Origin of the sequence: Bacillus sp. OxB-1, from assembly GCF_000829195.1 — a bacterium.
In the GTDB taxonomy this organism is placed as follows: domain Bacteria; phylum Bacillota; class Bacilli; order Bacillales_A; family Planococcaceae; genus Sporosarcina.
Window position 1 is genome coordinate 2,544,706 of record NZ_AP013294.1, and the last position, 23,715, is coordinate 2,568,420.

21 protein-coding genes and 1 other RNA gene are annotated in these 23,715 nt (G+C 49.8%); 17 read left to right on the top strand and 5 right to left on the bottom strand.

Annotation, left to right across the window (positions count from 1 at the left end; genetic code table 11):
• Positions 1–146 precede the first annotated feature (146 nt).
• The 6 genes from OXB_RS12495 (at position 147) to OXB_RS12515 (ending at position 7,353) form a co-directional block, all read left to right on the top strand.
• Complete coding sequence (locus OXB_RS12495) at positions 147–1,427, top strand: ribonuclease H-like domain-containing protein (protein WP_041074701.1); 1,281 nt, start codon at positions 147–149, stop codon at positions 1,425–1,427.
• 89 nt (positions 1,428–1,516) lie between these two features.
• Positions 1,517–1,813: a cell division regulator GpsB gene (gene gpsB, locus OXB_RS12500; protein WP_041074703.1), complete on the top strand. Its 297-nt coding sequence runs from the start codon at positions 1,517–1,519 to the stop codon at positions 1,811–1,813.
• Positions 1,814–1,887: 74 nt separating this feature from the next.
• An RNA gene (rnpB, locus tag OXB_RS18240) (RNase P RNA component class B) lies at positions 1,888–2,271 on the top strand.
• A gap of 244 nt (positions 2,272–2,515) precedes the next feature.
• Positions 2,516–4,261, top strand: coding sequence for a putative bifunctional diguanylate cyclase/phosphodiesterase (locus OXB_RS12505; protein WP_041074705.1), 1,746 nt, complete (start codon positions 2,516–2,518; stop codon positions 4,259–4,261).
• Complete coding sequence (locus OXB_RS12510) at positions 4,254–5,384, top strand: THUMP domain-containing class I SAM-dependent RNA methyltransferase (RefSeq protein ID WP_041074707.1); 1,131 nt, start codon at positions 4,254–4,256, stop codon at positions 5,382–5,384. Before OXB_RS12505 ends, OXB_RS12510 begins: the two co-directional genes overlap by 8 nt.
• A gap of 58 nt (positions 5,385–5,442) precedes the next feature.
• Positions 5,443–7,353, top strand: a complete 1,911-nt coding sequence (locus tag OXB_RS12515) for an ATP-dependent DNA helicase (protein WP_041074709.1) — start codon at positions 5,443–5,445, stop codon at positions 7,351–7,353.
• Between the two features lie 74 nt (positions 7,354–7,427).
• On the opposite strand, the gene OXB_RS12520 is transcribed toward OXB_RS12515, so the two are convergent.
• Positions 7,428–7,886 (bottom strand): chemotaxis protein CheX, encoded by a 459-nt coding sequence (locus tag OXB_RS12520; RefSeq protein ID WP_041074710.1) that lies wholly within the window; start codon positions 7,884–7,886, stop codon positions 7,428–7,430.
• Positions 7,887–8,049: 163 nt separating this feature from the next.
• Here OXB_RS12520 and OXB_RS12525 point away from each other — a divergent pair, with 163 nt between their 5' ends.
• The 3 genes from OXB_RS12525 to OXB_RS12535 are packed head-to-tail and all read left to right on the top strand — an operon-like array spanning position 8,050 to position 13,102.
• Positions 8,050–11,655, top strand: coding sequence for a dynamin family protein (locus OXB_RS12525; protein WP_041074711.1), 3,606 nt, complete (start codon positions 8,050–8,052; stop codon positions 11,653–11,655).
• Between the two features lie 9 nt (positions 11,656–11,664).
• The gene (locus OXB_RS12530) at positions 11,665–12,477 is read left to right on the top strand and encodes a sulfurtransferase (RefSeq protein WP_041076745.1); all 813 of its coding nucleotides are present in this window, start codon (positions 11,665–11,667) and stop codon (positions 12,475–12,477) included.
• Between the two features lie 34 nt (positions 12,478–12,511).
• A complete protein-coding gene (locus OXB_RS12535) occupies positions 12,512–13,102 on the top strand; it encodes a metallophosphoesterase family protein (protein WP_041074713.1) in 591 nt (196 codons plus the stop codon).
• Positions 13,103–13,119: 17 nt separating this feature from the next.
• Here OXB_RS12535 and OXB_RS12540 read toward each other — a convergent pair whose 3' ends face one another.
• A complete protein-coding gene (locus OXB_RS12540) occupies positions 13,120–13,521 on the bottom strand; it encodes a ribonuclease HI family protein (RefSeq protein WP_041074714.1) in 402 nt (133 codons plus the stop codon).
• Between the two features lie 84 nt (positions 13,522–13,605).
• Here OXB_RS12540 and OXB_RS12545 point away from each other — a divergent pair, with 84 nt between their 5' ends.
• The gene (locus OXB_RS12545) at positions 13,606–13,794 is read left to right on the top strand and encodes a zinc-finger domain-containing protein (RefSeq protein ID WP_041074716.1); all 189 of its coding nucleotides are present in this window, start codon (positions 13,606–13,608) and stop codon (positions 13,792–13,794) included.
• A 37-nt stretch (positions 13,795–13,831) separates the two neighbouring features.
• Here the strand turns inward: OXB_RS12545 and OXB_RS12550 are convergent, their stop codons facing one another.
• The 3 genes from OXB_RS12550 to OXB_RS12560 form a co-directional block, all read right to left on the bottom strand.
• Positions 13,832–14,041, bottom strand: coding sequence for a cold-shock protein (locus tag OXB_RS12550; protein ID WP_041074717.1), 210 nt, complete (start codon positions 14,039–14,041; stop codon positions 13,832–13,834).
• 169 nt (positions 14,042–14,210) lie between these two features.
• Positions 14,211–14,756, bottom strand: a complete 546-nt coding sequence (locus OXB_RS12555) for a transcription repressor NadR (protein ID WP_041074720.1) — start codon at positions 14,754–14,756, stop codon at positions 14,211–14,213.
• Between the two features lie 14 nt (positions 14,757–14,770).
• Entirely contained in the window at positions 14,771–15,919 is a 1,149-nt protein-coding gene (locus OXB_RS12560; RefSeq protein ID WP_041074722.1) for an IscS subfamily cysteine desulfurase, read from the bottom strand.
• Positions 15,920–16,018: 99 nt separating this feature from the next.
• On the opposite strand from OXB_RS12560, the gene nadB reads away from it, so the two are divergent.
• The 7 genes from nadB (at position 16,019) to OXB_RS12595 (ending at position 23,708) form a co-directional block, all read left to right on the top strand.
• Positions 16,019–17,590 (top strand): L-aspartate oxidase, encoded by a 1,572-nt coding sequence (gene nadB / locus OXB_RS12565; protein ID WP_041074724.1) that lies wholly within the window; start codon positions 16,019–16,021, stop codon positions 17,588–17,590.
• Entirely contained in the window at positions 17,559–18,404 is an 846-nt protein-coding gene (gene nadC / locus OXB_RS12570) for a carboxylating nicotinate-nucleotide diphosphorylase (RefSeq protein WP_041074726.1), read from the top strand. Before nadB ends, nadC begins: the two co-directional genes overlap by 32 nt.
• 13 nt (positions 18,405–18,417) lie before the next feature.
• Complete coding sequence (gene nadA / locus OXB_RS12575; RefSeq protein WP_041074728.1) at positions 18,418–19,527, top strand: quinolinate synthase NadA; 1,110 nt, start codon at positions 18,418–18,420, stop codon at positions 19,525–19,527.
• A 134-nt stretch (positions 19,528–19,661) separates the two neighbouring features.
• Positions 19,662–20,507, top strand: coding sequence for a KPN_02809 family neutral zinc metallopeptidase (ypfJ, locus tag OXB_RS12580; protein ID WP_041074730.1), 846 nt, complete (start codon positions 19,662–19,664; stop codon positions 20,505–20,507).
• A 207-nt stretch (positions 20,508–20,714) separates the two neighbouring features.
• On the top strand, positions 20,715–22,214 hold the full coding sequence (locus tag OXB_RS12585; RefSeq protein ID WP_041074731.1) for a 4-hydroxyphenylacetate 3-hydroxylase family protein: 1,500 nt from the start codon (positions 20,715–20,717) through the stop codon (positions 22,212–22,214).
• Between the two features lie 34 nt (positions 22,215–22,248).
• Positions 22,249–22,719 (top strand): flavin reductase family protein, encoded by a 471-nt coding sequence (locus OXB_RS12590; RefSeq protein WP_041074733.1) that lies wholly within the window; start codon positions 22,249–22,251, stop codon positions 22,717–22,719.
• Complete coding sequence (locus OXB_RS12595; protein ID WP_041074735.1) at positions 22,716–23,708, top strand: catechol 2,3-dioxygenase; 993 nt, start codon at positions 22,716–22,718, stop codon at positions 23,706–23,708. The genes OXB_RS12590 and OXB_RS12595 overlap by 4 nt, the downstream gene beginning before the upstream one ends.
• Positions 23,709–23,715: the final 7 nt, after the last annotated feature.

Here is a 23,715-nt window from a genome sequence, read left to right on the forward strand (position 1 = left end):
TTCATTTCCCAAGCAATACAGCTCCCATGGCAAAAGACTGATTTCCTTATAGATAGGTTGGAAGTATAGTATAATTTACTACCAGTAGCATGAATTACAAACAAGAAGTCGCCCGGTGGCTCCGGGCCTTGCGGAGTGTGCGAGCAATGTCATATGAACAAAAACTGATGCAAATGAAGAAACTGTTGAAGAAGGCTGATCCTAAACCGGAAACGCAGCGAAGTAAGCCCCCGGAAAAGAAACTTCCTCCACCGCCCGTTTATGAACAAAGTTGGTTGGCGGCCGGCCTGACGAAAGAACCGAATCCTTTTGGCATCGTCTATAAGAAGACGGTCGAATATGACGGCGACTACCGGCATGGCGAAATCGCTTTATCGGGTTTGAAGAGGACGATTGACAATTGGGCTGGGGCGGGGGAGATTCATCCGCTTTCCCCGGATTTGTCCAAACCGCTTCTGTTTTTTGATACCGAAACGACCGGGTTAAAAGGGGCAGGGACGCTCATTTTTCTTATGGGATTCATTGAACGGACCACGGATTCTTTCCGCCTGACGCAATATGTCCTGCCAGGACCGGATCATGAAGCGGCATTCCTCTATGCGTCACGGCTATGGGAAACGGACTCGACGCTGGTGACGTATAATGGGAAGAGTTTCGACATTCCGCAAATGGAGACGCGTTGGACGATGAACCGGAACGTCCTGCCGCCGCTGCTCAAGCATGATCAGATCGATTTGCTGCATGGCTCGCGGCGCATTTGGAAAGAGGAGATGGGGACGTTCCGGCTTCCGGCGATCGAGGAGGAGCAGCTCGGTTTCCATCGCGACGGGGATATACCTGGCCATATGGCGCCGATTATCTATCAGGATGCTGTCAAACACGGCCGCGCCGACTTATTGATGAAAGTGCTATTGCATAATGAGTGGGATATCCTATCGCTCGTCGCTTTATACATCCGCTCGACCGACCTGCTATTGAAGGCGGATTTGACAGAATCGGCCGTTATCCATACGAATATCGGGAAATGGTTTGCCGATTTGAAATCCTATGAGCGTAGTGGCAAGCTTTTTGAACAGGTCGTCAAGGAGTATGGGGCTGATCATCCGATGACGCACTACCATCTGGGGTTTCATTTGAAACGAAAAGGTGATTTCAGGGCAGCGATCGAATCATTTTCCATCGCATCGAGCCATTTGACGGGCCGACATCGTATTTTAGCTTTGGAGGAATTAGCGAAGCTGCAGGAGCATAAAGTGAAAGAGCTGGAATCGGCGATGGGAAATACGAAATTGGCGTTGCAATACGTCCAAGAAGACCGGGAACTGTCCAGAAAATTCCGCAATCGCGCGGGAAATGAGTTGCGGAAACGGGAAATACGGCTTGCCCGGAAACTATTTCCCGGGGAAGCGCAAGAACCGACAAAATAAGGCTTTGATTCCCGTTCAAATTAAGACAGGGAAGGACAAAATATGTTATAATGAGAGCTATGTAACGACAGACGGAAGGGCGTAGTCTTATGGAAATTAAATTGGACTCTAAAACAATTCTTGAAAAAGACTTCAAGACCGGCCTACGTGGCTATAATCAGGAAGAGGTTGATCTTTTCCTCGACGATGTCATTCAAGATTACGAGACATACAAGAAAATGGTCGCAGAATTACGGCTTGAAAATGAGCGGTTGAAAGAGGAATTGGCGTCTAGCCAAAAGAGGACCACTGTCGGAACGGGCGGCACGACGAATTTCGATTTGCTGAAACGAATCTCAAATCTGGAAAAGCATGTATTCGGCAGCCGGCTTTCCGAGGATGGGTAATATTGCAAGCTACAAGGTTCGACATATCCATTGAATCAGAATAGAAAGTACTGTATACTGGACAATACCATAGCGAATTTAGGTAATCGCTGCAACGTAAAGTTGTAGAGGAAAGTCCATGCTCACACGGTTCTGAGATGTCCGTAGTGTTCGTGCCCGGCGAAAAAATAAGCCGGGGCACCGTGCATTGCACGGTGACGGCGGGGATAAATCCTACGTCCTTCGGGATATGGATGAGGTTCCCTGAAAAGTGCCACAGTGACGTAGCCGGTCCGGAAACGGTCCGGGTGGAACGCGGTAAACCCCACGAGTGAGAAACCCAAATTATGGTAGGGGCACTCTTCGGAAGGAAATGAACGGAAGAAGGGACAGACAACAGTCTGTAGATAGATGATTACCACCCTAAGTACGAGGCGGAAGCCGTTTGAGTACACGGGAACAAAACATGGCTTATCAAATTTACTATGGTTCTAACATTCAGTTGAACGCTCTCCTATTCTCTTGGGGAGCTTTTCTTATGTATATGGAATTTAATTTGATATAATAATAATCTTGCAGAGCTGATGGGCATCTGCATGGTTTGCGGGCATGCGCTCGAAACCGGGCCTTCCAATCTCCCACCGGAACACGCAAGATGGCAACCAGATACACCGGTACCAATTACATCTTCTGAATTAGGTTATAGGGAATGGGTGAGTTTCGATGAACTCTAGTAAACAATCCTTTGCTTCCTCTGAAGTCCTGTCTGAATATCCGAAAGAACTTTCGGAAAAAGTTTTCATGACCGTGGATGAAGGGATTATGATCACAGATAAAAATAGACGCATTGTCCACGTCAACCCCGCATTTGAACAAGTGACCGGGTATCGGAGAGACGAAGTAGTCGGTCAGACGCCGCGAATTCTCCAATCGGGTGTACATACTGCCCATTTTTATCAGAATATGATGAATGTCCTAGATAAGGAAGGGCGATGGAACGGGGAAATCTGGAACCGGCGGAAAAACGGTGAGATTTATCCTGAGTGGCTACGGATCATGGAAGTCCGGGACGACAGCGGGGCCGTTACGAATTATTTGGGAATATTCGTCGACCTTTCCGACCACGAAGTAGCATTGAAGAATTTAAAGGACGCCTCCATGACGGATACATTGACGAAGGTGGGCAATCGGCAATCCTTCTATCACCGGATGGAAGTGCTGTTCAATTCGGGTGAAGAAGATGACAAGATATTCGCCATATTGTTCCTCGATTTGGATCGCTTCAAACAGATTAATGATACGCTCGGTCATGCGATTGGCGATGAATTATTGAAGGAATTCGCCCGAAGGCTACGGAAATTATTGAAAAACAAGGATATTATCGCTCGGATCGGCGGCGATGAGTTTGTCATCGCGTTGACCGGACTAAAGCATTCCGGGGAAGCCGCCATTTTCGCGGAACGGATTCTCGAGAAACTGGAAAGGCCGCATCATATCGGTTCCTATGAGCTGTTCATCTCCTCCAGCATCGGCATCAGCCTCTATCCGCAGGACGGAAAATCGCTTGATGACCTATTGAAAAAGGCGGATTTGGCAATGTATGAATCAAAACGGAGCGGCCGCAACAATTACACTTTTTTCTATGAAGATCTGGTAACCGACGTGACACGGATGATTGAACTGGAAACCCGTCTTTTGACGGCTATCGAGGAAAGGAAATTCAGCTTGACGTATCAGCCGAAAATCGATATGACAACGGGTCGCATCGTCGGGGTCGAGTCGTTTGTCCATTGTCCCGTCTGCCAGAACGGACCGGAAGCCATCGATGACTTCACCCCTATCGCCGAGGAGCTGGGACTGATGGTGCCGATTACCGATATAGCGCTTGTAAAAGTATGCGAGGATCTCCTGATGATGCAAGCGGAAGGGGTCGACCCGGGGCGGGTGTCCATCAATATTTCCGCCATCTACTTCATGCAGCCGAACTTGATCGAATCATTGACGAACACGATCCGGCGTTTCGGGCTATCGCCACGTCAATTTGAGTTGGAAATCGCCGAAAGTGTCGTCATGGCGAACGGCGAGCGTTCGATTCAGATACTGAGTGCTTTGAAAGCGGTCGGGTTTTCTGTGGCCATCGACCATTTCGGGAACGGTTTTTCTTCCTTAGGTCTGTTATCCAGAATATCGGTCGATACTATTAAAATCGATCGGATCTTCATCCAAAACATCTTTGAAGCGGATGAGAACCGGATCATTGTCGACATGATCATTCAAATGGCAAATCGTCTTGGCATTGCAGTGGCGGCGGATGGAGTCGAACATATCCGGCAGATGAAGCTTCTGCGGTCGATGGGCTGTGCGTTGGCCCAAGGCGGCTATGTGAGCGATGCGATTTGCCAATCGGAACTCGGTGAAATCATTGCAATGTTTGACGAAATGGGAACGGAGTGGGAAGTGCGTGAGTGAATATAAATTAGTGGCAACGTCCGCGATGGGGCTGGAATCCATCGTGGCGGATGAAGTGAAGGCGCTCGGATTCGAAACGAGCACCGAAAATGGCAAGATCTATTTCCAAGGCGACGAAACGGCCATCGCGAAGACCAATATGTGGCTTCGGGTAGCGGACCGCGTACGGATCGTTGTCGGAGAATTCAAGGCGACGACGTTCGATGAGCTGTTTGAGCGGACGAAGGCGATTGCATGGGAACGCTATTTGCCTGTCGACGCGGCTTTTCCGGTTGCCGGGAAATCGGTGAAATCGACTTTATACAGTGTGCCGGATTGCCAAGCGATCGTTAAAAAAGCGATTGTGGAGCGACTTAAATCGGCTTACAAGCGGATTGGGTTCTTAGATGAATCCGGCCCTTTATTCAAACTGGAAGTATCCATTTTGAAAGATAAAGTGACGCTTACGATCGACTCGAGCGGGGCGGGACTCCATAAACGGGGCTATCGGGTCGGCCAAGGGGATGCGCCTTTGAAAGAGACTTTAGCTGCGGCGCTTGTCAAATTGACACGCTGGAATCCAGACCGTCCGTTTGTCGACCCATTTTGCGGGTCGGGTACGATTCCGATTGAGGCGGCGATGATCGGCCAAAATATCGCACCGGGTTATAATCGGGAGTTTTTGAGCGAACAATGGCCGTGGATCCGGAAAAAGACGTGGGATGACGTACGGATGGAAGCGGAGGATTTGGCAAACTATGATCAGCCGTTGTCCATATCCGGATTCGACCACGATCCGCGGATGATCAAGGTCGCTCGTACGAATGCCATTGAAGCGGGATTCCTCGATATCATTCATTTTGAGCAGCGCGATGTCCGGGAATTGGTTGTGGAAGGTTTGAACGGCGTCCTTGTGGGCAATCCTCCCTATGGTGAGCGCCTCGGTGAAATCGAAGAGGCGGAAGAAATGGCGCAAGTGCTGGGCGATGTGATGAAAGATTATCCATCCTGGTCCGTCTACATGCTTTCTTCTTTGGAAAACTTTGAAACGATGTACGGGAAAAAAGCGACGAAAAAGAGAAAATTATTCAACGGCTTCATTCGAACTGATTTGTACCAGTTCTGGGGCCGACGTCAGTCATAAAAATGTTGGAAGAGGATTGTGCCTCTTCCTTTTGCATGTAATCAGGAAGGAGTCCCCTATGAAAAGAAAACTGCCATTCCCTTTATCGAAAGAAAAGTCATTCTATGATTCATTGAGTGATTGGATCGGTGATACGCTGTATGACGATTTGACCGAAAAAGGGTTTGAATGCCGCGATGAACAGATTTTTATGTCCTTTCAAATCGAACAGGCCTTGAAAGAAAAGAAAGTGCTCTTCGCGGAAGCGGGGGTCGGAACGGGAAAAACGATCGCTTATTTGTTGCCGGCCATCGCGTATGCCCGGTATACCGGGAAACCGGCGCTCATTTCCTGTGCAGATGAAACGCTGATCGACCAGCTCGTCAAAGAAGACGGCGATATCCGGAAAATCAGTGACGCCTTGGAATTAGATATCGATGTCCGGCTCGCCAAAGCGCGGGATCAATACCTATGTCTGAAACGTTTGGAAGAGACGGGGGATACGACGAATGAAGAGTTCATCGAACAGGTAGAGGACTCCCTCCCGGATTTCGTTCATGGCAATGTCTCCCTCCAATCGACAGCTGTGTACGGAGAACGTTCCGATTATCCGGAATTGAGCGACGCGCAGTGGAAAATGGTGAACTACCATCCGATCCAGCAATGCGAAGCTTGCGATCTGCGCAATAAATGCGGACAGACGCTCCATCGCAATCATTACCGGGAAGCGGTGGAGATCATCATCTGCTCCCATGATTTTTATATGGAACATATTTGGACGAAGGACTCGCGCAAACGGCAAGGTCAATTGCCTTTATTGCCCGAGGTTTCAATGATTGTTTTTGACGAAGGGCATCTCCTCGAATATTCGGCGCAGCGTGCGTTGACATACGAAGTGCAAAACAGCACGCTGCTCCATCTATTAGAGCGCATCATGGTAGATGGTGTTCGGGAAAAGACGCTCGGCCTGATGGAAAATCTTATTGATATCCATGAGAGATTCTTTGAAAAATTGGATGACTCCGTGGAGCTCACCGATAATGAACGGAAAGCGATCGGTCGGTCGGAGGAACTGCTTGCACTTGGCAAAGAGGCGGTCCGGCTTTCCCACGCCATTTTGGAAGAATTCGTGTTTGAAGGTGAGTTATTCATTATCCCGGAATATGATCTGAAGATGGTCGAGGAGTATCTCGATCAGTACATCTATTCCATGGATCTGTTCACTTCCCAGAATGATGCGGTCGATTGGCTGGAAGACCGGGAAGGCGAGTTGACCCTTGTCGTGATGCCAAGGCTGGTAACCGATATTTTGAGAGAAAAACTGTTTTCTTCGAAACTTCCAATCGTGTTCTCTTCGGCGACACTCTCGGTAGGAAAAGACTTTTCGTATTTGGCGGAAGGTTTGGGTATTGAGGACTATCTGTCGTTTTCCGTCCAGTCCCCATTCGATTACGATGAAGTGATGAAAGTCGTCTCGACGGATGTGGAGGACCACGAGAAAGCGGAAAAAGTGCTGGAGTTGTTGGAAGACGGGGAACAGACATTGATCTTGTTCAAATCCGAACAATCGATGAACCGGTTCCAGGCGCAACTTCCGGCTGAATGGAAAGAGCGGGTTGCTTTCGAAGGGGAGCGCGAACTATCTTCCATGATACGGGACTTCCAGCAGAAACAAGTGGCGTTCCTTTGTTCATATCATTTATGGGAAGGATTGGACATCCCGCATGATGCGTTGACGCGCGTCATTATCCACGACTTGCCGTTTCCGCCATCCGACCCATTATTCGAAGCGCGGCGTAAACATGCAGATGACCCATTCCGGCAAGTCGATTTGCCGTTCATGTTGCTGCGACTGCGACAAGGCGCCGGCCGCTTGATCCGGACTTCGGAGGATTATGGCACCGTCCATTTGTTATTGAATCCGTTGGAACAACAACTGAAACCGGAAATCGAATCAATCTTCCCTGTCCCGATGGTGGCGCAAGCATAATTCTTTTTTAAAAAAATAGAGGCAAAGGAAATTCTAGTTTCCTTTGCCTCTTCCTATTGGTGCTGCCTATGTACTCATTCCTCATCAATTGTCAACAAAATGGTCAGCATCGTGCCGCCCTCGAGTTGAATCGGTAGATTGAAGGCTTGTTTGAAGCCATACATCTTCGTTTGCCCCGTCATGACGGTTGGCGGGGAGATGTCGAGTTGAACTCCCTCGTTTTCGAGCACAGTACATAAGTTTCCGGCGACCATATTTCCCAGTTCTCCGGTAAACGACTCCACCATTTCCCCTTCGATTTTCATGCCGAACATCGCCTGCCCGATCAAGTCAATCGCTTTTTCGGAAGCATCGATCAAAAGCCTGCCCTTAATATCGCCGACTAGGCCAATCAAAACGCTTAACTCTTTTTGTATATATGGCTGGACGGTCATGGATGGAGGAAGGACATCCAGTTTGACCGGGATGACGGTAGATAAGGATGAAATCGTCCCATTTAAGATCATCTGTACGTTTTTGGATGTCGTACTCATTTCGGTTCCACCTCTCTGAATAGATTCGCTAGTCCGATTATACCATGAATAAAGATTGGAAAACGAAAAGAAGGTAAATTTATGTTTTGAATAATTTGCCCGGCTTTGGAAGGCCAAAAATGGTATGATATGAGAAGTAATTGATGAAGGGATCGAACAGGATATGCCAGAGATAGATAACTTGATACAGCAAACGGTGTTGCTTGGAAAATTATTCAAAGAGAATGACGATGAAGAGCGGTTCAACAAGGCCGCCCTGTTTGCGGAGAAGCTGCTCCGCCAGGAATATACAATCGGCTTCGCAGGCCATTTTTCCGCCGGGAAGTCGTCGATGATCAATGCGCTCACTGGAGGGGATCTTTTACCATCGAGCCCGATTCCGACGAGCGCCAATATCGTCAAAGTGACGAAGACGGACACCGATTATGCCATTATCCACTACACGGACGGCAAAGCGGTGAAGTATAACGGACACGGGTTCCCGAATGCGTTGAAGAGGTTCAGTAAGGATGGAGCGGCAGTGGCGCTCATTGAAATCGGTCATACGGAATCGAATTTACCGGAGGGCATCACGGTGATGGATACGCCGGGCGTCGACTCGACGGACGATGCACACCGACTGTCGACAGAATCGGCCCTTCATTTAGCGGATATCGTCTTTTATACGATGGATTACAACCATGTCCAGTCAGAGCTGAATTTCCGTTTCACGAAAGAATTGATGCGCTATAACGAAAACGTCTATTTGATCATCAACCAGATCGACAAGCATCGGGAGAGCGAATTATCGTTCGAAGCATTCCAGCAGTCCGTTGAGGATTCATTCAAAATGTGGGGAGTTATTCCGAAGGGGATATTCTATACGTCACTGAAGCGGACGGATTTGCCGGAGAATGACTTTGAACAAGTGAAAGCGATCGTCGAAGGCTCCATGGAGAACTGGAAAGAGCAACTTGCGGCGAATGCGGAACAGACGCTGTTGAAATTAAAAGATGAACATATCCAGTTTTTGAAGGACGAAATGGAAGAACGGAAGAACAACTTCTCGGAAATCGTATCGGAGGAGGAGTGGTCGCAGCGGGAGGAATTAGCGGAAGAGGCAGCGGCCGCAAAGAACATGCTCGGGCGCCTATCGGGTGACGGATTTGCGATCGCATTCGAGAAAGAACGAGATAGCCTGCTGCAAAGTTCCGCCATCACTCCCTATGAGACGCGCGAATTGTTGAAGGAATATTTGGAGTCGCTATCCCCCAGGTTTAAAGTGGGATTCCTCTTCGGCGCCAAGAAGACGGCCGAGGAGCGGGAACGGCGGCAGCAAGCGTTGGCCGATAATATGGCGAAGCTCGTCCATACACAAATCGAAGTCCATCTGAAAACATTGATGAAGAATTCATTGAAGGAAGCGGGAATCTTGACGGACGAGCGCTCCCTCGCCATCGATAATCTGGATTTATCCGTCCCGTTCAGCGAAATCGAAAAAGAGTTCCAAGTATCGGAGACGATCACGGGAGACGCGATATTGAATTATTCGGATCGCATGAGATCCGCCATCCATCTCGCCTTCCGCCGGATGGTCGAACCGTGGAAAAACGAAATGGCCGCTATCGCTTCCGAAGCGGGAAATGAAAAGACAGGAATGCTGGAACAGAAATCACGCCGGCTCGAGGAGAAATTGTTCGCCATCGACCAAGTGGAAGAGGTCGGAAAACGTCTCGCGTCATTGGAGACGAACCTCACGAATCCATCCAAACAAGCCGTTGAGCAAAGCAATTCGCTGCTCCGTCAATGGCAGGACAAAGAAGTCATCGAAATCGCGGAATATGAAGAACTTGACGACATGGAACAAGTTGTACCTGATCAGGAAAGTCGTCAGGATGATCGGAAAGCCATCGTGTTGACAGGGGAGGCTTCTGATTCAGGATCGGTGATCGATCATGCGATACATGTTGCCCAGTCGGTCGAACGGATTCCAGGATTCCAAGAGATGTCCCAGTATTTGAAGCGGAAAGCGGATCGTTTGGAAGGACAGGAATTCACCGTTGCCTTGTTCGGTGCCTTCAGTGCCGGAAAATCCTCTTTTTCCAACGCATTGATTGGAGAAAAAGTGCTGCCGGTTTCCCCGAACCCGACGACGGCTGCTATCAACCGCATCAAGCCGGTGGAACCGGGCAAAGCGGACGACACCGCAGATGTTTTATTGAAAACGGAGGAGCGGATGACGGAGGATGTCTGTCGGTCATTCGAAGAAGTCGGAATCCGGGTTGCTACATTGGATGAGGCGTTCTTGAAAGCGGAGGAGGCGCTGACAATCGAGTTGGCGGATGAAAACCTCCACATTCATAAAGCGTTCATCGCGGCGTTTCAGAAGGGCTATCCGGTCTATCGCGATACACTCGGTTCGACGCTCAATGTGGAGCGGGAAGAGTTCGTCCGCTTCGTCGCTGAAGAAGACCGCAGCTGCTTTGTCGAGTCGATCGATTTCTATTTTGATTGCGAGTTGACACGCAAAGGGATCACGCTCGTCGATACGCCGGGAGCCGATTCGATCAATGCCCGTCATACCGATGTCGCATTCGATTATATCCGCAATGCGGACGCCATTTTGTTCGTTACGTATTATAACCATGCGTTTGCACGGGCGGACCGGGAATTCCTTGTCCAATTGGGCAGGGTGAAAGACGCATTCGAGCTGGATAAGATGTTTTTCATCGTCAATGCGATCGACCTTGCCAATGATGAGGAAGAAGCAGAAGCCGTCAAGACGTTCGTCGCCGAGGAATTGCACAAGTTCGGCATCCGCAAGCCTCGCGTGCATGGCATCTCGAGCTTGCGGGCACTCGATGCGAAATTGGATGGGCAAAGCGACCCGCTCATGGGCGCATTCGAGGAGAAATTCCATCATTTCTTAGAGCATGACTTGAAAGGCTTGGCCGTCCAGGCGTTGGAAGAAGAGACTGTCAAGACGATTGAGCGTCTTGCCTCCCTCATCACGCGGACCGAGACGAATATGAAACGGAAAGCGGAGCGCCTGACGGAATTGGATCGATTGGAAGGGGAAATCCGCCAGCACTTCTCCTATAATTTTGCGGAAGTGTGGACGAAAGCGGCCCATAATGAGTTGGGAGAATTGATCTACTATATTTTGCAGCGGGTGTTCCTCCGATTCTTCGATTTCTTCAAGGAATCGTACAATCCATCCGTATTTGCAAACTACTCAACGGATCGGGCGCTGAAGCATGCGCTTGCGGAAACGGTGCAGATGGTCGGGTTTGATTTGACCCAGGAGCTGAAAGTGACGAATCTCCGGATGCTGAATTTCATGGTGAAGCAATTGAAAGACAGGCAGCGCCAGGAAAATGCGGTGTTGTTGGAGAAGGACGGATCGTTCGCCCCGGCGCCGTATGAGCCACAGGATGCCGAGATGTTGTCATTCGACATGCCGTATCCGGATCCGGCTGTCTACAACAGTGTCAATAAACTGTTCAAGAACGCGAAATCGTTCTTCGAAAGAGGCGATCGGGATGTGCTGAAGGAAAAGTTGGAGGAACTGATGAAGCAGGATGCCGCCATCTATCTCGGGAAAGAGAAGGAGAAATTGGAGAAATGGGCGGATGCGTGGATTGACAGCGAAGCGGAAGGGCTTCGTCAACATTTATTGAAACAAAGCTTGGATCAGATCGCTTCCGAGCGTACGTTGCTGTCAGCGACGGAAGCGCTCGGCGAATGGCGTGCCATTTACGAAAAACTGCGGTTGGAGGAGTTGGTTTGATTGGCAAAAGTGTTCGTTTCCGTAGATGAGGTGAATGCGGAACAGGCGAAATGGATCGACGCACGTTTTTCTTTGCAAGACAGCGGGGAAGGCAGGCGGCAATATGGGGAGAGTCATATCTCGGGTGCCCTGTATTGGGATTTGGAAAAGGATCTATCCGATATGGCAAAGAAAGCCGGGCGCCATCCGATGCCCGAGAAAGAGGCGTTGACGGAGCTGTTCAGGAGGAGCGGGCTGAACCGGGATGATCTGATCATCGTCTACGACCAAGGAGGGAGCCCTTTTGCGCCCCGTGCTTGGTGGTTCCTCCATTATGCGGGATTCCAAAATGCGGTCATCGCAATCGAAGGGTTTGAAGAGCTGCGCGCGAAAGGGATTCCGGTTGATGACGTGGAACCGAAACCGGTGCGCACCGATGTGCAGCCGGATTGGAATGAAGAGCTGTATGCCTCATGGGATTTCGTGGAACGGACGGTGGCGGGTCGGACGGATAGCCGATTGGTCGACGCCCGGGCTGCGGAGCGGTATCGTGGCGAAGTCGAGCCGCTCGACCCGGTGGCCGGCCGCATTCCCGGCGCATTGAATTTCGACTGGGAACAGTTGAAGCAAGACGGCCGCTTCCGTGCAGATGATACACTCCGAAACCGCTTGGCGACTGTCGTGAATCCTACGGAGGAAGTGACGGTCTACTGCGGCAGCGGAGTAACTGCCGCTCCGCTCTATGCAATGCTTAAACAGGTCGATTATCCGAATGTCCGCCTCTATGTCGGAAGTTACAGCGATTGGATTTCAAAAGAGGATGCACCCGTCGAAAAGGGATGATTGGAATCTTTGACTTAAGGGATGTGGAGTTGTAATGAAATATGCGTTGCTTGGAGATATCCATTCTTCCAAGGTAGACTTGGAAGCCGTGCTGGACGACATCGAAGCGAAAGCGCCAGATGCAATCCGGGTCGGTACAGGCGATCTGTTCGAATGTACAATCAGCAAGAAGGATGTCAAAGGACAGACTTACACGAAAATGGAGGCCGTCATGCTCTTACCGGAAGGGTTTGAGGAGTTGTTGACTTTCCTGTCCGTCCGGGGGAATCAGGAGGAGCGGATCCTCCAGTTGACCGAGACGGCAGACGTCCTGCGTGAAAAGTTGGCGACGATGCCCGAGACATTTTCGCTTGGGGAAGCAGAAATCGTCCATGGCCATCAATGGCAATGGGGCGGGGAGCCTTGGTCGCTGATCCGGGCGGATGTTGAGCGAACCCCGGTATTTTACGGCCATAGCCACAAGTCCGGACTGCGACGCAGTGGAGTGGAAACGCCGATCGATTTCGGAATCCCATACCCGGTTACCGGGGAGGAAGTCCTTGTGAACGTTGGAGCGGTTGTCAGTGACCGTGAATGGGCATTATATGATTTGGCAGATCAGACTGTCACTTTTATGAAAGCATAACAAAAAGACGGAAGGGGTCAATTCATGCCTTTTCCGTCTTTTCGCACCGCCTGCCGCGCAAGAGCGTCAGCCGCTTTATTCTGTTCGTCGGGAATCCATTTGATGAAAAAATAATCGAAGCCTTTTGCGATTTCCAAAATTCGGGCTAAATAGGTCTGGTGTTTCTCGTTTTTGACAAACTCCTTTTCCACTGCCTGGACGACGATTTGTGAATCGGACTTCGCCGCTACCATGCCTGACGTCAACTGGGCCGCCTCTTCCAGGCCGCGCAGCAAGGCTTGGAATTCCGCAGTATGGTTGTCGGTCGGCTCAATCGGTTCGGAAATGCGGATTTGATGCCCTTCACCTTTAATATAGACACCGATGCCGCTTTTCCCGGGATTTCCGGCACTTGCCCCATCGACGTATAATTCAATCATCTGGTTCACCTCGTAGCTCGAAGAAAGTTGCAACCTCCTCGGTTGCGTATTAGAATAGAGGAATCTTGCCTTATGGAGGTTGTTATGGACAAAGTAAGTGTCATGACCGAAATCAATGAAATGCTCGACACCTTTTGCCAAGATTGCTTTGTAAAGAAACAATTGAGTAAAGACAACGGAAAGACACAGGCCCATAAATTTTGCATCACGACATGCACGGTGGGGGAACAATTGCAGTTCCTCGGTTCGGAAATGAATAAAATCACAAAATAAGATCCCGCTGATAAAACCTCAGCGGGACGTTTCACGTTCACTCATCATCCATTTTCAAGACATTCGCCGCTTGAGGACCGCGGTTTCCTTCAATAATTTCAAAAGAAACGGTTTGCCCTTCGTCGAGCGTTTTAAATCCTTCGGACATAATACCGGTAAAGTGGACAAACACATCTTCCCCGTCATCCGCTTCGATGAAACCATAACCCTTTTCATTACTGAACCATTTCACTTTTCCCTGGTACATGTTACCCCTCCTCAGCGATACGATGTCCTATCCATTGTCATCACATGAATGTCTAAACTATACAGTATTCGACAGGGAAGGTCAATTGAGGCACTAGTCCTGCTCCCTTGGAAATTAAACCAAGTCTTCTTTTCGAGATTCCAAGTACAAATTTTAAGAAATCGTACCCTCATTCAACGAGGATCCCCGCTTTTCGCAACGTCTCTTCCGCGTCCCGGATTTGCTCTTCGTTGTCCGCCATGACCGTGTGGAGGTGGATGCCGCCCTCCGCCAGTTTCGATAGATAAATCGCGTTCGATTCATTGATTTCCTGGATGAATGCTTGCACTTCTTTCCGGTTCGAGACCATGATGGAAGCGCTCAAGTCACCATAGACGGGATGTTCGATCTTAACGTCCTTCACGGTGACGCCGTTATCGACGAGGAGATTCAGCTCCTCCTCCGTCTGCTCCGGCTGATGTCGGCAAACGATCGTTTTCTCGATTTTCTGGGGAGCGGCTTGTGCATGAAGATACAGATAGCCTTGATTCGTTGCGATGATCGGCTCGTTTTTCGCTTTCAATAATGTGACGTCGCTGACGATCACTTGACGGCTGACGCTCGTCATCTCGCCGAGTTCCCGGCCTGTCATCGGCCGATCCGCTTTTCGCAATGTCTCAAGAATTATTTCACGTCGTTCTTCTCCTAGCACTTTACCGTTATCATTCATTTCCATCACCCCCTCTGTTTCTATCTTATTATATATGGGCTATGACGCCGGGCCGCTTCGGTCAAGCGGGCTGCCAGCAAATCGACGCATTCCGCTGTCGTGTCCCGGCCGAATGAAATTCGGATGAATCCTTTCGCAGTTTGGGGATCGATTTCCATCGCGACCATCGTTTTGGATGCATGTTGCTGCCCGACTTGGCATGCGCTTCCTGTGGAAATCGCAAATCCGTGCCGGTTAAGCTCCAACATGATCAGCTGCCCTTCCACATGGTGGACGCCAAGCCCGATGATTTGCGGAAGCTGCCTCTCCTGCCCGGCGGCTTCATATAATGTGAAAAGTTCCTGTGCATCCTTTATTTTATCATAAAACACTTGCCGCATTGTAAGATAGGCCGGGTTTCCGATTTCCTCGTCGACTGTAATCTTCGCCGCGGTGACGAAGGCGGCGATTCCTGGTACATTCACAGTTCCGCCTCGGAATCCATTTTCATGGACTGCTCCCGGAAAGACGGGGGAATAGCGATGTTTCGGATGGATGTATACCGCGCCGACTCCTTTTGGTCCATATACTTTATGACTGGACACTGTCATCGCATCGACCCATTTCGCCAAAAGTCGCAAGTCCACTTTACCGAATGATTGGACACAATCACTATGGAATAAAATGCCCCGTCCCGCAATTAACCCGGCAATTTTTTCAATCGGTTGAATGGTCCCGATTTCGGGATTGATATGCTGGACGGATAGTAAAATCGTATCTTCCCGGATCGCCTGTGCCAACTTGTCCACATCAATCGTCCCGCTTGAGTCAAAAGGTATGGTCGTCACAGAAAACCCTTGCGCTTTCAAATATTCCATCGCCGAATCGACGGAGGGATGTTCTCCTGCGGATGTGATGATATGCCGGCCGCGATGCTGCTGAGCCGTGGCCAAAGAAATGAGTGCAAGCAAATTCCCCTCCGTTCCACCACTCGTAAAATGTATTCCGTCAGCTTCTACCCCGATCAGCTGCGCCAACTCCGTCCTTGCATAAGCAAGGACGTTTTGCGCTTCTCCTCCAAAGTCATGAAGACTGCTCGTGTTCCCGAAGCAACGTTCCGATAATGTGCAGAACACCTCTGATGCTGCGGGGAGTAAAGGCGTACTCGCAGCGTAGTCGAAATAATACATAGTCGATTCCTCCAAGCTATCTAGTAAATTCATCTTGTCATATTCAAGTAATTATGTAAAGATAGGTGACAAGACATCAGTCGGGAGGCAGTCAACAACATGACGTATCATTGCATCATCGTAGGGGGCGGCATTGCGGCGCTCCAATTGGCCCATCATTTGAAACGGGACATGGACATTCTTCTATTGACGAAAGGCGAAATCCGGTCTAGCAATACATACCGTGCACAAGGCGGAATAGCCGCCGCGGTTGGACAGGGGGATTCGCCGGCTCTTCATTACAACGATACGATCCAAGCGGGGCGGGACTTCCACAATTACAAGGAAGTCGCTGACTTGGTGAAGGAAGGACCAAACCTCATCTCCGCACTCCAACATGAGGGATTGCATTTCGATAAGGGGCCGGATGGACGGTTGGCGCTCGGTATGGAAGGTGCACATAGCCGGAACCGGATTGTCCATAGCGGAGGGGATGCCTCGGGCAAATGGTTGGCCGAGCATCTGATCCGAATGGAAAGACCGGGTCTCACCATCCGGGAGAACCGTTTTGTGTATGAATTGGCGATGGATCCGACTACGAACCGGTGCGTTGGTGTTCAAGTGCTTGATGAATCCGGCCGCACAGAGAGCTATTTCGGGCGCCACATCATTTTGGCGACAGGCGGGGTTGGGGGGCTGTATGATCAGACATCGAATGACCCGACCATTACAGGGGATGGCATCGCGCTCGCCTACCGGGCAGGAGCGGAACTCGTCGACATGGAATTCATCCAATTCCATCCGACCTTGCTTGTAGGGGCAGGCCGGACGGTTGGCCTCGTTTCCGAAGCGGTGCGCGGAGCCGGCGGGCGGTTGGTGGACAACTCGGGCAGGAAGGTGATGGAAGGGAAGCATCCCCTCGGCGATCTGGCCCCGCGCCATATCGTCGCCCATGAACTATTCAAGTTGCGAACTAAAGGAGAAGAAGTCTTCCTCGATATAACAGGCATTACCGGTTTTAGAAAAAAGTTCCCGACAATCACCGAATTATGCGAAGCAAACGGCATCCCAATCGCAACAGGCAAGCTTCCCGTCGCTCCGGGTGGTCATTTCCTCATGGGCGGCATCGCTGTCGACACTGTCGGGCGGACGACTATGCCGGGGCTCTATGCAATCGGGGAGACAGCAGCAACCGGCGTCCACGGCGCCAATCGGTTAGCCAGCAATTCCTTATTGGAAGGCTTGTACTATGGAAGAAAACTTGCTTTATTTTTGAATGAACTGCAAGAGACCCCGGTTTTCCCTAATCCGCTCAGGCAGCGTTCAACTCACGAAACTGCGGACTTCTTACCGGAACCCGACGAACTCCGCCGACAGATGATGAAGCACGCGGGCATCATCCGTTCCCGGAAGGGACTGGAGGAATTGGATCGATGGCTTGGCAGTTATAAAGCAGACAGCTCATTGGCCGGAAAATCCAAAAAGGACATTCAGACGGTTTTCATGCTGCAAACTGCCAAGCTTATCGCCAAGGGGGCCATGCTCCGCGAAGAAAGCCGGGGGGCACATATTCGTTCGGACTTCCCGGATGAGTCGGAGCATTTCGGAAAAATCCACATCATGCAATCAAAAAAAGGGCTCGAAATGAGGGACAGACATTGTGAATACGATCAAATTACGATCCATGCTTGAACAATTTTACATAGAGGATATCGGCGACCAGGATGTCTCCTCGGATTTTTTATTCCCTTCGGAAATGACGGGGCAATTGGAGATCAAAGCGAAGGAGGCCGGCGTTTTCTGTGGAATGCAAGTTATCGAAGAAGGCCTCCGCATCATCGATCCTACCATCATCGTCAACATGGCCGTGAAGGACGGCGACAGTATTTCGAAAGGGGATTCGGTTGCAATCGCTTCCGGTTCTGTGCGCAGCTTGCTGAAGAGTGAGCGGGTCATCTTAAACTTGATTCAGCGGATGAGCGCCATTGCGACTGCGACCGATGCAGTCGTCCGCCAGCTGGAAGGGACGGCGGCACGGGTTTGCGATACGCGCAAAACAGTACCGGGACTGCGCATGCTCGACAAATACGCCGTCCGTGTCGGGGGAGGGGTCAATCACCGGCATGGCCTATATGATGCGGTCATGCTGAAGGACAACCATATCGCCTTTGCGGGGGGATCCATCTCGAACGCTGTTCAAACCGTACGCTCTGCACTCGGGCACACAATCAAGATCGAAGTTGAGATTGAGACGCTCGGCCAATTGAAAGAGGCGATCGATGCAAAAGCGGATATCATCATGTTTGATAATTGCACGCCCGAAACGATCAAGGAATGGATCGAGCTCGTACCGGATTCCATCATCACAGAGGCGTCCGGCAATATAACAAAGGACAATATTCGCTCCTATGCGGAAGCTGGCGTCGATATGATTTCACTTGGGTATTTGACGCATTCAGTGAAGGCTCTGGATTTAAGCGCAAATGTATCATTCATTACAGACTAATGGAGGAATCGGAATGTCGATTTTACAATATTTCGAAGAGAAAAAGGGCGGAACGCTGCCGGAGAGATACCGGGAGATGCACCAATCGCAAATGGAGGAACGAATCCGGGAAATCAAGCAGACTCTCGGGGACAAGCTGTTCATTCCCGGACATCATTACCAGAAGGATGAAGTGATCCAATTCGCGGATGCGACGGGGGATTCGCTTCAACTGGCACAGCTTTGCGCTGCAAATGGCAAAGCGGAGCATATCGTCTTCTGCGGTGTCCATTTCATGGCGGAAACGGCGGATATCTTGACGAAAGACAGGCAGTACGTCTATTTGCCGGATATGCGGGCTGGCTGCTCGATGGCGGATATGGCGGACATTTACCAGACGGACCGGGCGTGGGATGCGTTGACCGAGTTGTTCGATCTGACGATTGTGCCGTTGACGTATGTGAATTCAACGGCTGCTATTAAAGCGTTTGTCGGGCGTAATGGAGGAGCGACCGTGACGTCTTCGAACGCGCATGCGATGGTTGAGTGGGCGTTTACGCAGAAAGAACGGATTTTATTCTTGCCGGATCAGCATTTGGGCCGGAATACGGCGTTCGATCTCGGCATCCCGCTGGAGCAGATGGCAGTCTGGGATCCAATCCAGAACCGGCTCGAATACGAAGGGAGTTTGGAAGACGTCAAAGTGATTCTCTGGAAAGGGCATTGCTCGGTGCATGAGAATTTCACCGTGCAAAATATTATCCATGTCCGCGAAGAGTATCCTGATATGCGCGTCATCGTCCATCCCGAATGCACGCGCGAGGTCGTTGAACTGTCGGACGACAATGGGTCGACAAAATATATCATCGATGCGATCGAAAACGCGGAACCGGGCAGCCAGTGGGCGATCGGGACGGAGATGAACCTCGTCAACCGGTTAATTCAGAATCATCCAGATAAAAAGATCATTTCACTCAATCCGAGCATGTGCCCGTGTTTGACGATGAACCGCATCGACCTGCCACATCTGCTTTGGAGCTTGGAAAGTATTGTGGCGGGAGAACCGGTCAATCGCATTACTGTTGACAAAGATACGGCGGATGCTGCTATCGCCGCATTGGATCGCATGCTGGCGAGAGCTTGATAGAAGAGTGTCCGAATTGGCGTTAGCGGGCTGTTTTCCTCGATTTCATTCAATCATGCACTACTTTTATCATTTGCGGGGTATACCAATAATGATAAGTATGTATTGGATTTGAAGATCGAGGAGGAATGACCATGGAGTGGAAAGGAAGAAGAGGCAGTTCGAATGTGGAGGATCGGCGAGGCCGCGGCGGGGGAATGATGATCGGCGGCGGACTCGGCGGCATCGTGCTGGTGCTCCTCGTCATGTTCCTAGGCGGCGATCCGGGGGAGCTGCTTGGGAATATGGGAGGTTCCAACGGGACGGAAAGTCAAATCGCCTACCAAGAGACCGAACAGGAAAGAGAGCTGGCTGATTTCGTTTCGGTCGTCCTCGCGGATACCGAAGACGTTTGGACTTCCATTTTCGAAGAGAAAGGATTTGTTTATAAGAACCCGACACTGGTCCTTTACACGGACAGTGTGCAATCCGCCTGCGGAACCGCTGCAGCTGCGGTAGGTCCGTTCTACTGTCCTGGCGACCAAAAGCTCTATATTGACCTCAGTTTCTATAATGAACTGCAAAACCAATTCCAAGCACCCGGCGATTTTGCCATGGCTTATGTCATCGCCCATGAAGTCGGACACCATGTCCAGACTTTGCTCGGCATTTCGGACGAAATCATGCCGTTGCGTAACCAGATGAGCGAAACGGAGTTCAATAAATACCTCGTCCGCTTCGAGTTGCAGGCCGACTATCTGGCGGGCGTCTGGGCGCATCACGCACAAGGCTTGGGGTATCTGGAAGAAGGAGATTTGGAAGAAGCATTGACTGCCGCCAGTGCGGTGGGAGACGACACCATCCAGCGACGGGCAAGAGGGTATGTCGTGCCGGACAGTTTCACGCACGGCTCCTCCGAGCAGAGACGAAGCTGGTTCTATAAAGGGTTCCAGGCAGGCAATTTGGAAGAAGGCGATACATTTAAGTCTGCGCTACCTTAATATCATAGTGCCATCGAAAGCCATTCCACGATTGGATGGCTTTTTTCTATGAAAATAGACGGACTAATTTTCTCCCTGCGCAACTATTAACACCGCGTGTCAGTATATTCGCAAAATTCCAACTTGCGGTGTCATTGTGAGTTTGCGGAAGCCATTCTATAGTAAGAACCAGTAAGGTGCACCACTTGAAAAAAGAGGAGGAATTGGATGTTTACAGGACAACAGTATTTGGATAGTTTACGTGATGGACGAGTAGTTTATTTAAATGGTGAGAGAATTGATGATGTCACCACGCATCCTGCTTATCGGAATGCTGCTAAATCTTATGCCCGCATGTATGATTCACTGCATGATCCCGCAAAACAGGAAATTTTGACGACGGTCAATGAGTATGGGGATCGGACGCATAAATTTTTCAAAACCCCCGAGTCGGCGGAGGACCTGCTAGGCGCACGGGATGCCATTGCAGAATGGTCTAAAATGAATTTCGGTTATATGGGGCGCACGCCGGATTATAAAGCATCTTTTCTTGGTCATCTACAAGGCTATGCCGATTATTACGAAGGATTCGAGGATAATGCTAGAGCTTGGTATCGAAAAGCCTCCAAAGAGTTGCCTTTTGTCAACCATACCGTCATTAATCCGCAGATGGACCGTTCCAAGCCCTTACATGAGAATAAAGATGTCTTTGTCCGGGTGGTAAAAGAGCGGGATGACGGAATTGTCGTAAAGGGCGCTAAAATGGTCGGTACAGCAGCAGCTCTGACGAATTATAATTTCGTAGCGAATTATGGCCCGAAGGATCTGGGAGACGGCGATCAAAGCCATGCTTTGATATTCCTGGTGCCAATGAATGCACCGGGCGTTAAAATGATCAGCCGCCAATCGTACGAATTGCAGGCATTGCGGCAAGGATCACCATTCGATTATCCCTTATCGAGCCGTTTTGATGAGAATGATGCAGTCATCGTGTTGGATGAAGTATTTGTCCCTTGGGAAAACGTATTGGCCTATCAAAATATCGAGGTTTCCAATAATTTTGTGGCACATACCCATTTTGTTAACCGATTCAGCTTCCATGGCTGCACACGGCTTGGGGTGAAATTGGATTTCATGACGGGGTTGATCTTAAAAGCGACAGAAGCATCGGGAACTCATCAATTCAGAGGAGTTCAAGCAAACATCGGTGAAATTGTAGCGATGCGTAATATGATCTGGTCCTTGTCGACAGCTATGGCAATGAAACCGGACGTTGGACGCAATGGAGTCCTCGTGCCGAATGGTGAATACGCCAATGCGTACCGTGTGCTGGCTCCTGAAGTGTGGGTGCGGATCAAACATATTTTTGAACAAGTGATCGCAGGAGGCCTGATCCAATTGCCTTCCGGCTCCGCCGATTTTAACAACCCCGAAATTCGTCCGTATCTCGATCAATATTATAAAGGGACCAATACCACAGCTGTGGAACGGGTCAAGCTATTGAAAATGGTGTGGGATGCGATCGGTTCCGAATTTGGCGGCCGCCATGAATTATACGAAGTGAACTACGCCGGGAATCACGAGAATATTCGTTTGGAGGCGCTTTATCACGCGATGGGCGTAGGGAATGCAGATTATTTCAAGGGGTTTGTAGATGAAGCATTAAGTGACTATGACTTATCAGGATGGACCAATTCAACTTGGAAAGAAGCCGTATCTACAACGTGAAAAAGAAGGCGTTTACAAAAAAGGGGTGACCGCCATGGACAGTGGAGCTTTTCGAAATGCGATGGGAAAGTTCGCGACAGGAATTACGGTAATTACGACAGATGTGGATGGCACTTTTCACGGAATGACAGCCAATGGGTTTATGTCGATTTCGTTGGATCCTCAACTTGTAGCGATATCCATTGGGGAAAAAGCACAGACGCTTCAACTTATCCAAAAGAGTCGGAAATTTGGGGTAAGCGTGTTGGATGCTTCTCAAATCGATATCTCCAAGCGCTTTGCGGGACAAACGAAAGGGACGACACCTTTTGAATTTGATGAGTTGCGAGGATTCCCGCTAATCGGACAGGCATTAGTGCAAATCATTTGTGACGTTACGGAAGAGATCCAGGCAGGGGATCACACAATCTTTTTAGGAAAACCTAGCTTTATCCATGCGGAAGATGGAGAACCGCTAATCTTCTATAGTGGAAAATATACTAGTTTACAGGGGGAGCTTGTATGACGAAAAACTATGTGGAAACGACTTTTGATATTGCCCAAATTGCCCATGTGGAAATACTATCGCCGGAAGCGGAAGCATCCGTAAAATTTTTCACTGAAATGCTCGGCCTAGAAGTGGTAGAAGTGATTGGTGATCAAACCTTTTTACGTGCGTATGAAGAAAACTATAAATACTCATTAATCATTACAAAGTCCGAGTATCCTGGACTCGGCCATGTGGCTTGGCGGACAACATCCCCACAAGCGTTGGAACGCCGCGTGAAAGCGATCGAAGCAAGTGGTTACGGCATCGGATGGAAGGAAGAGTCCCCAGGCCATGGCCGTGCCTATGAATTCACAACGCCGGACGGTCATAGAATGGAAGTTTTATGGGAGGTTGAATACTATCATTGCAGAGAAGACAATCGCTCCAACTTATTATCGCGCTTCCAAAAACGGCCTGTCCACGGGGTGCCGGTCCGTCGATTGGATCATATCAACTTAATGTCATCTAACCCGGAGGCGGATACGAAATTCCTTCAAGACGTGCTAGGTTTCAGAGTGCGCGAGAAAATTGTAGACGGTGATTTTGTAGTCGGCACATGGAATAGTGTATCCAATCTCGTGCATGAAATTGCATTTATGGCAGAGCCAACAGGAGCTAAAGGTAAGCTGCATCATGTGTGCTACTGGTATGGCGTTCCACAAAATCTATATGATGCCGCTGATCTTTTGAAAGACTATGGTTACTTTATTGAAATTCCTCCCAATAAGCATGGGATTAGCCAAGCCTTTTGCATGTATGCCTATGAGCCAGGCGGAAATCGGGTGGAGTTGTTCGGAGACGCAGGCTATTTAATATTCGATCCGGACTGGAAAACTCTTGTTTGGGAAATGAAGGACGTCCCGGGTACTGGCGATACATGGATTGGAGCGGTTTTCCCGGATTCGTTCTGGAACTATGGAACGGGAAGCCCATCCGAAGTATTGACAACCGCTGTGCAGGAATAGGAGGTGA

What these genes read in the sequence shown, in the direction of transcription:
- OXB_RS12520 (WP_041074710.1), bottom strand. Translation starts at nt 7,886, where the DNA reads ATGAGTACGACATCCAAAAACGTACAGATGATCTTAAATGGGACGATT.
- OXB_RS12540 (WP_041074714.1), bottom strand. Translation starts at nt 13,521, where the DNA reads ATGATTGAATTATACGTCGATGGGGCAAGTGCCGGAAATCCCGGGAAA.
- OXB_RS12545 (WP_041074716.1), top strand. Translation starts at nt 13,606, where the DNA reads ATGGACAAAGTAAGTGTCATGACCGAAATCAATGAAATGCTCGACACC.
- OXB_RS12560 (WP_041074722.1), bottom strand. Translation starts at nt 15,919, where the DNA reads ATGTATTATTTCGACTACGCTGCGAGTACGCCTTTACTCCCCGCAGCA.
- OXB_RS12515 (WP_041074709.1), top strand. Translation starts at nt 5,443, where the DNA reads ATGAAAAGAAAACTGCCATTCCCTTTATCGAAAGAAAAGTCATTCTAT.
- nadA (WP_041074728.1), top strand. Translation starts at nt 18,418, where the DNA reads ATGTCGATTTTACAATATTTCGAAGAGAAAAAGGGCGGAACGCTGCCG.
- OXB_RS12505 (WP_041074705.1), top strand. Translation starts at nt 2,516, where the DNA reads ATGAACTCTAGTAAACAATCCTTTGCTTCCTCTGAAGTCCTGTCTGAA.
- ypfJ (WP_041074730.1), top strand. Translation starts at nt 19,662, where the DNA reads ATGGAGTGGAAAGGAAGAAGAGGCAGTTCGAATGTGGAGGATCGGCGA.
- OXB_RS12555 (WP_041074720.1), bottom strand. Translation starts at nt 14,756, where the DNA reads ATGGAAATGAATGATAACGGTAAAGTGCTAGGAGAAGAACGACGTGAA.
- OXB_RS12590 (WP_041074733.1), top strand. Translation starts at nt 22,249, where the DNA reads ATGGACAGTGGAGCTTTTCGAAATGCGATGGGAAAGTTCGCGACAGGA.
- OXB_RS12525 (WP_041074711.1), top strand. Translation starts at nt 8,050, where the DNA reads ATGCCAGAGATAGATAACTTGATACAGCAAACGGTGTTGCTTGGAAAA.
- OXB_RS12495 (WP_041074701.1), top strand. Translation starts at nt 147, where the DNA reads ATGTCATATGAACAAAAACTGATGCAAATGAAGAAACTGTTGAAGAAG.
- OXB_RS12595 (WP_041074735.1), top strand. Translation starts at nt 22,716, where the DNA reads ATGACGAAAAACTATGTGGAAACGACTTTTGATATTGCCCAAATTGCC.
- nadB (WP_041074724.1), top strand. Translation starts at nt 16,019, where the DNA reads ATGACGTATCATTGCATCATCGTAGGGGGCGGCATTGCGGCGCTCCAA.
- OXB_RS12585 (WP_041074731.1), top strand. Translation starts at nt 20,715, where the DNA reads ATGTTTACAGGACAACAGTATTTGGATAGTTTACGTGATGGACGAGTA.
- gpsB (WP_041074703.1), top strand. Translation starts at nt 1,517, where the DNA reads ATGGAAATTAAATTGGACTCTAAAACAATTCTTGAAAAAGACTTCAAG.
- OXB_RS12550 (WP_041074717.1), bottom strand. Translation starts at nt 14,041, where the DNA reads ATGTACCAGGGAAAAGTGAAATGGTTCAGTAATGAAAAGGGTTATGGT.
- OXB_RS12535 (WP_041074713.1), top strand. Translation starts at nt 12,512, where the DNA reads ATGAAATATGCGTTGCTTGGAGATATCCATTCTTCCAAGGTAGACTTG.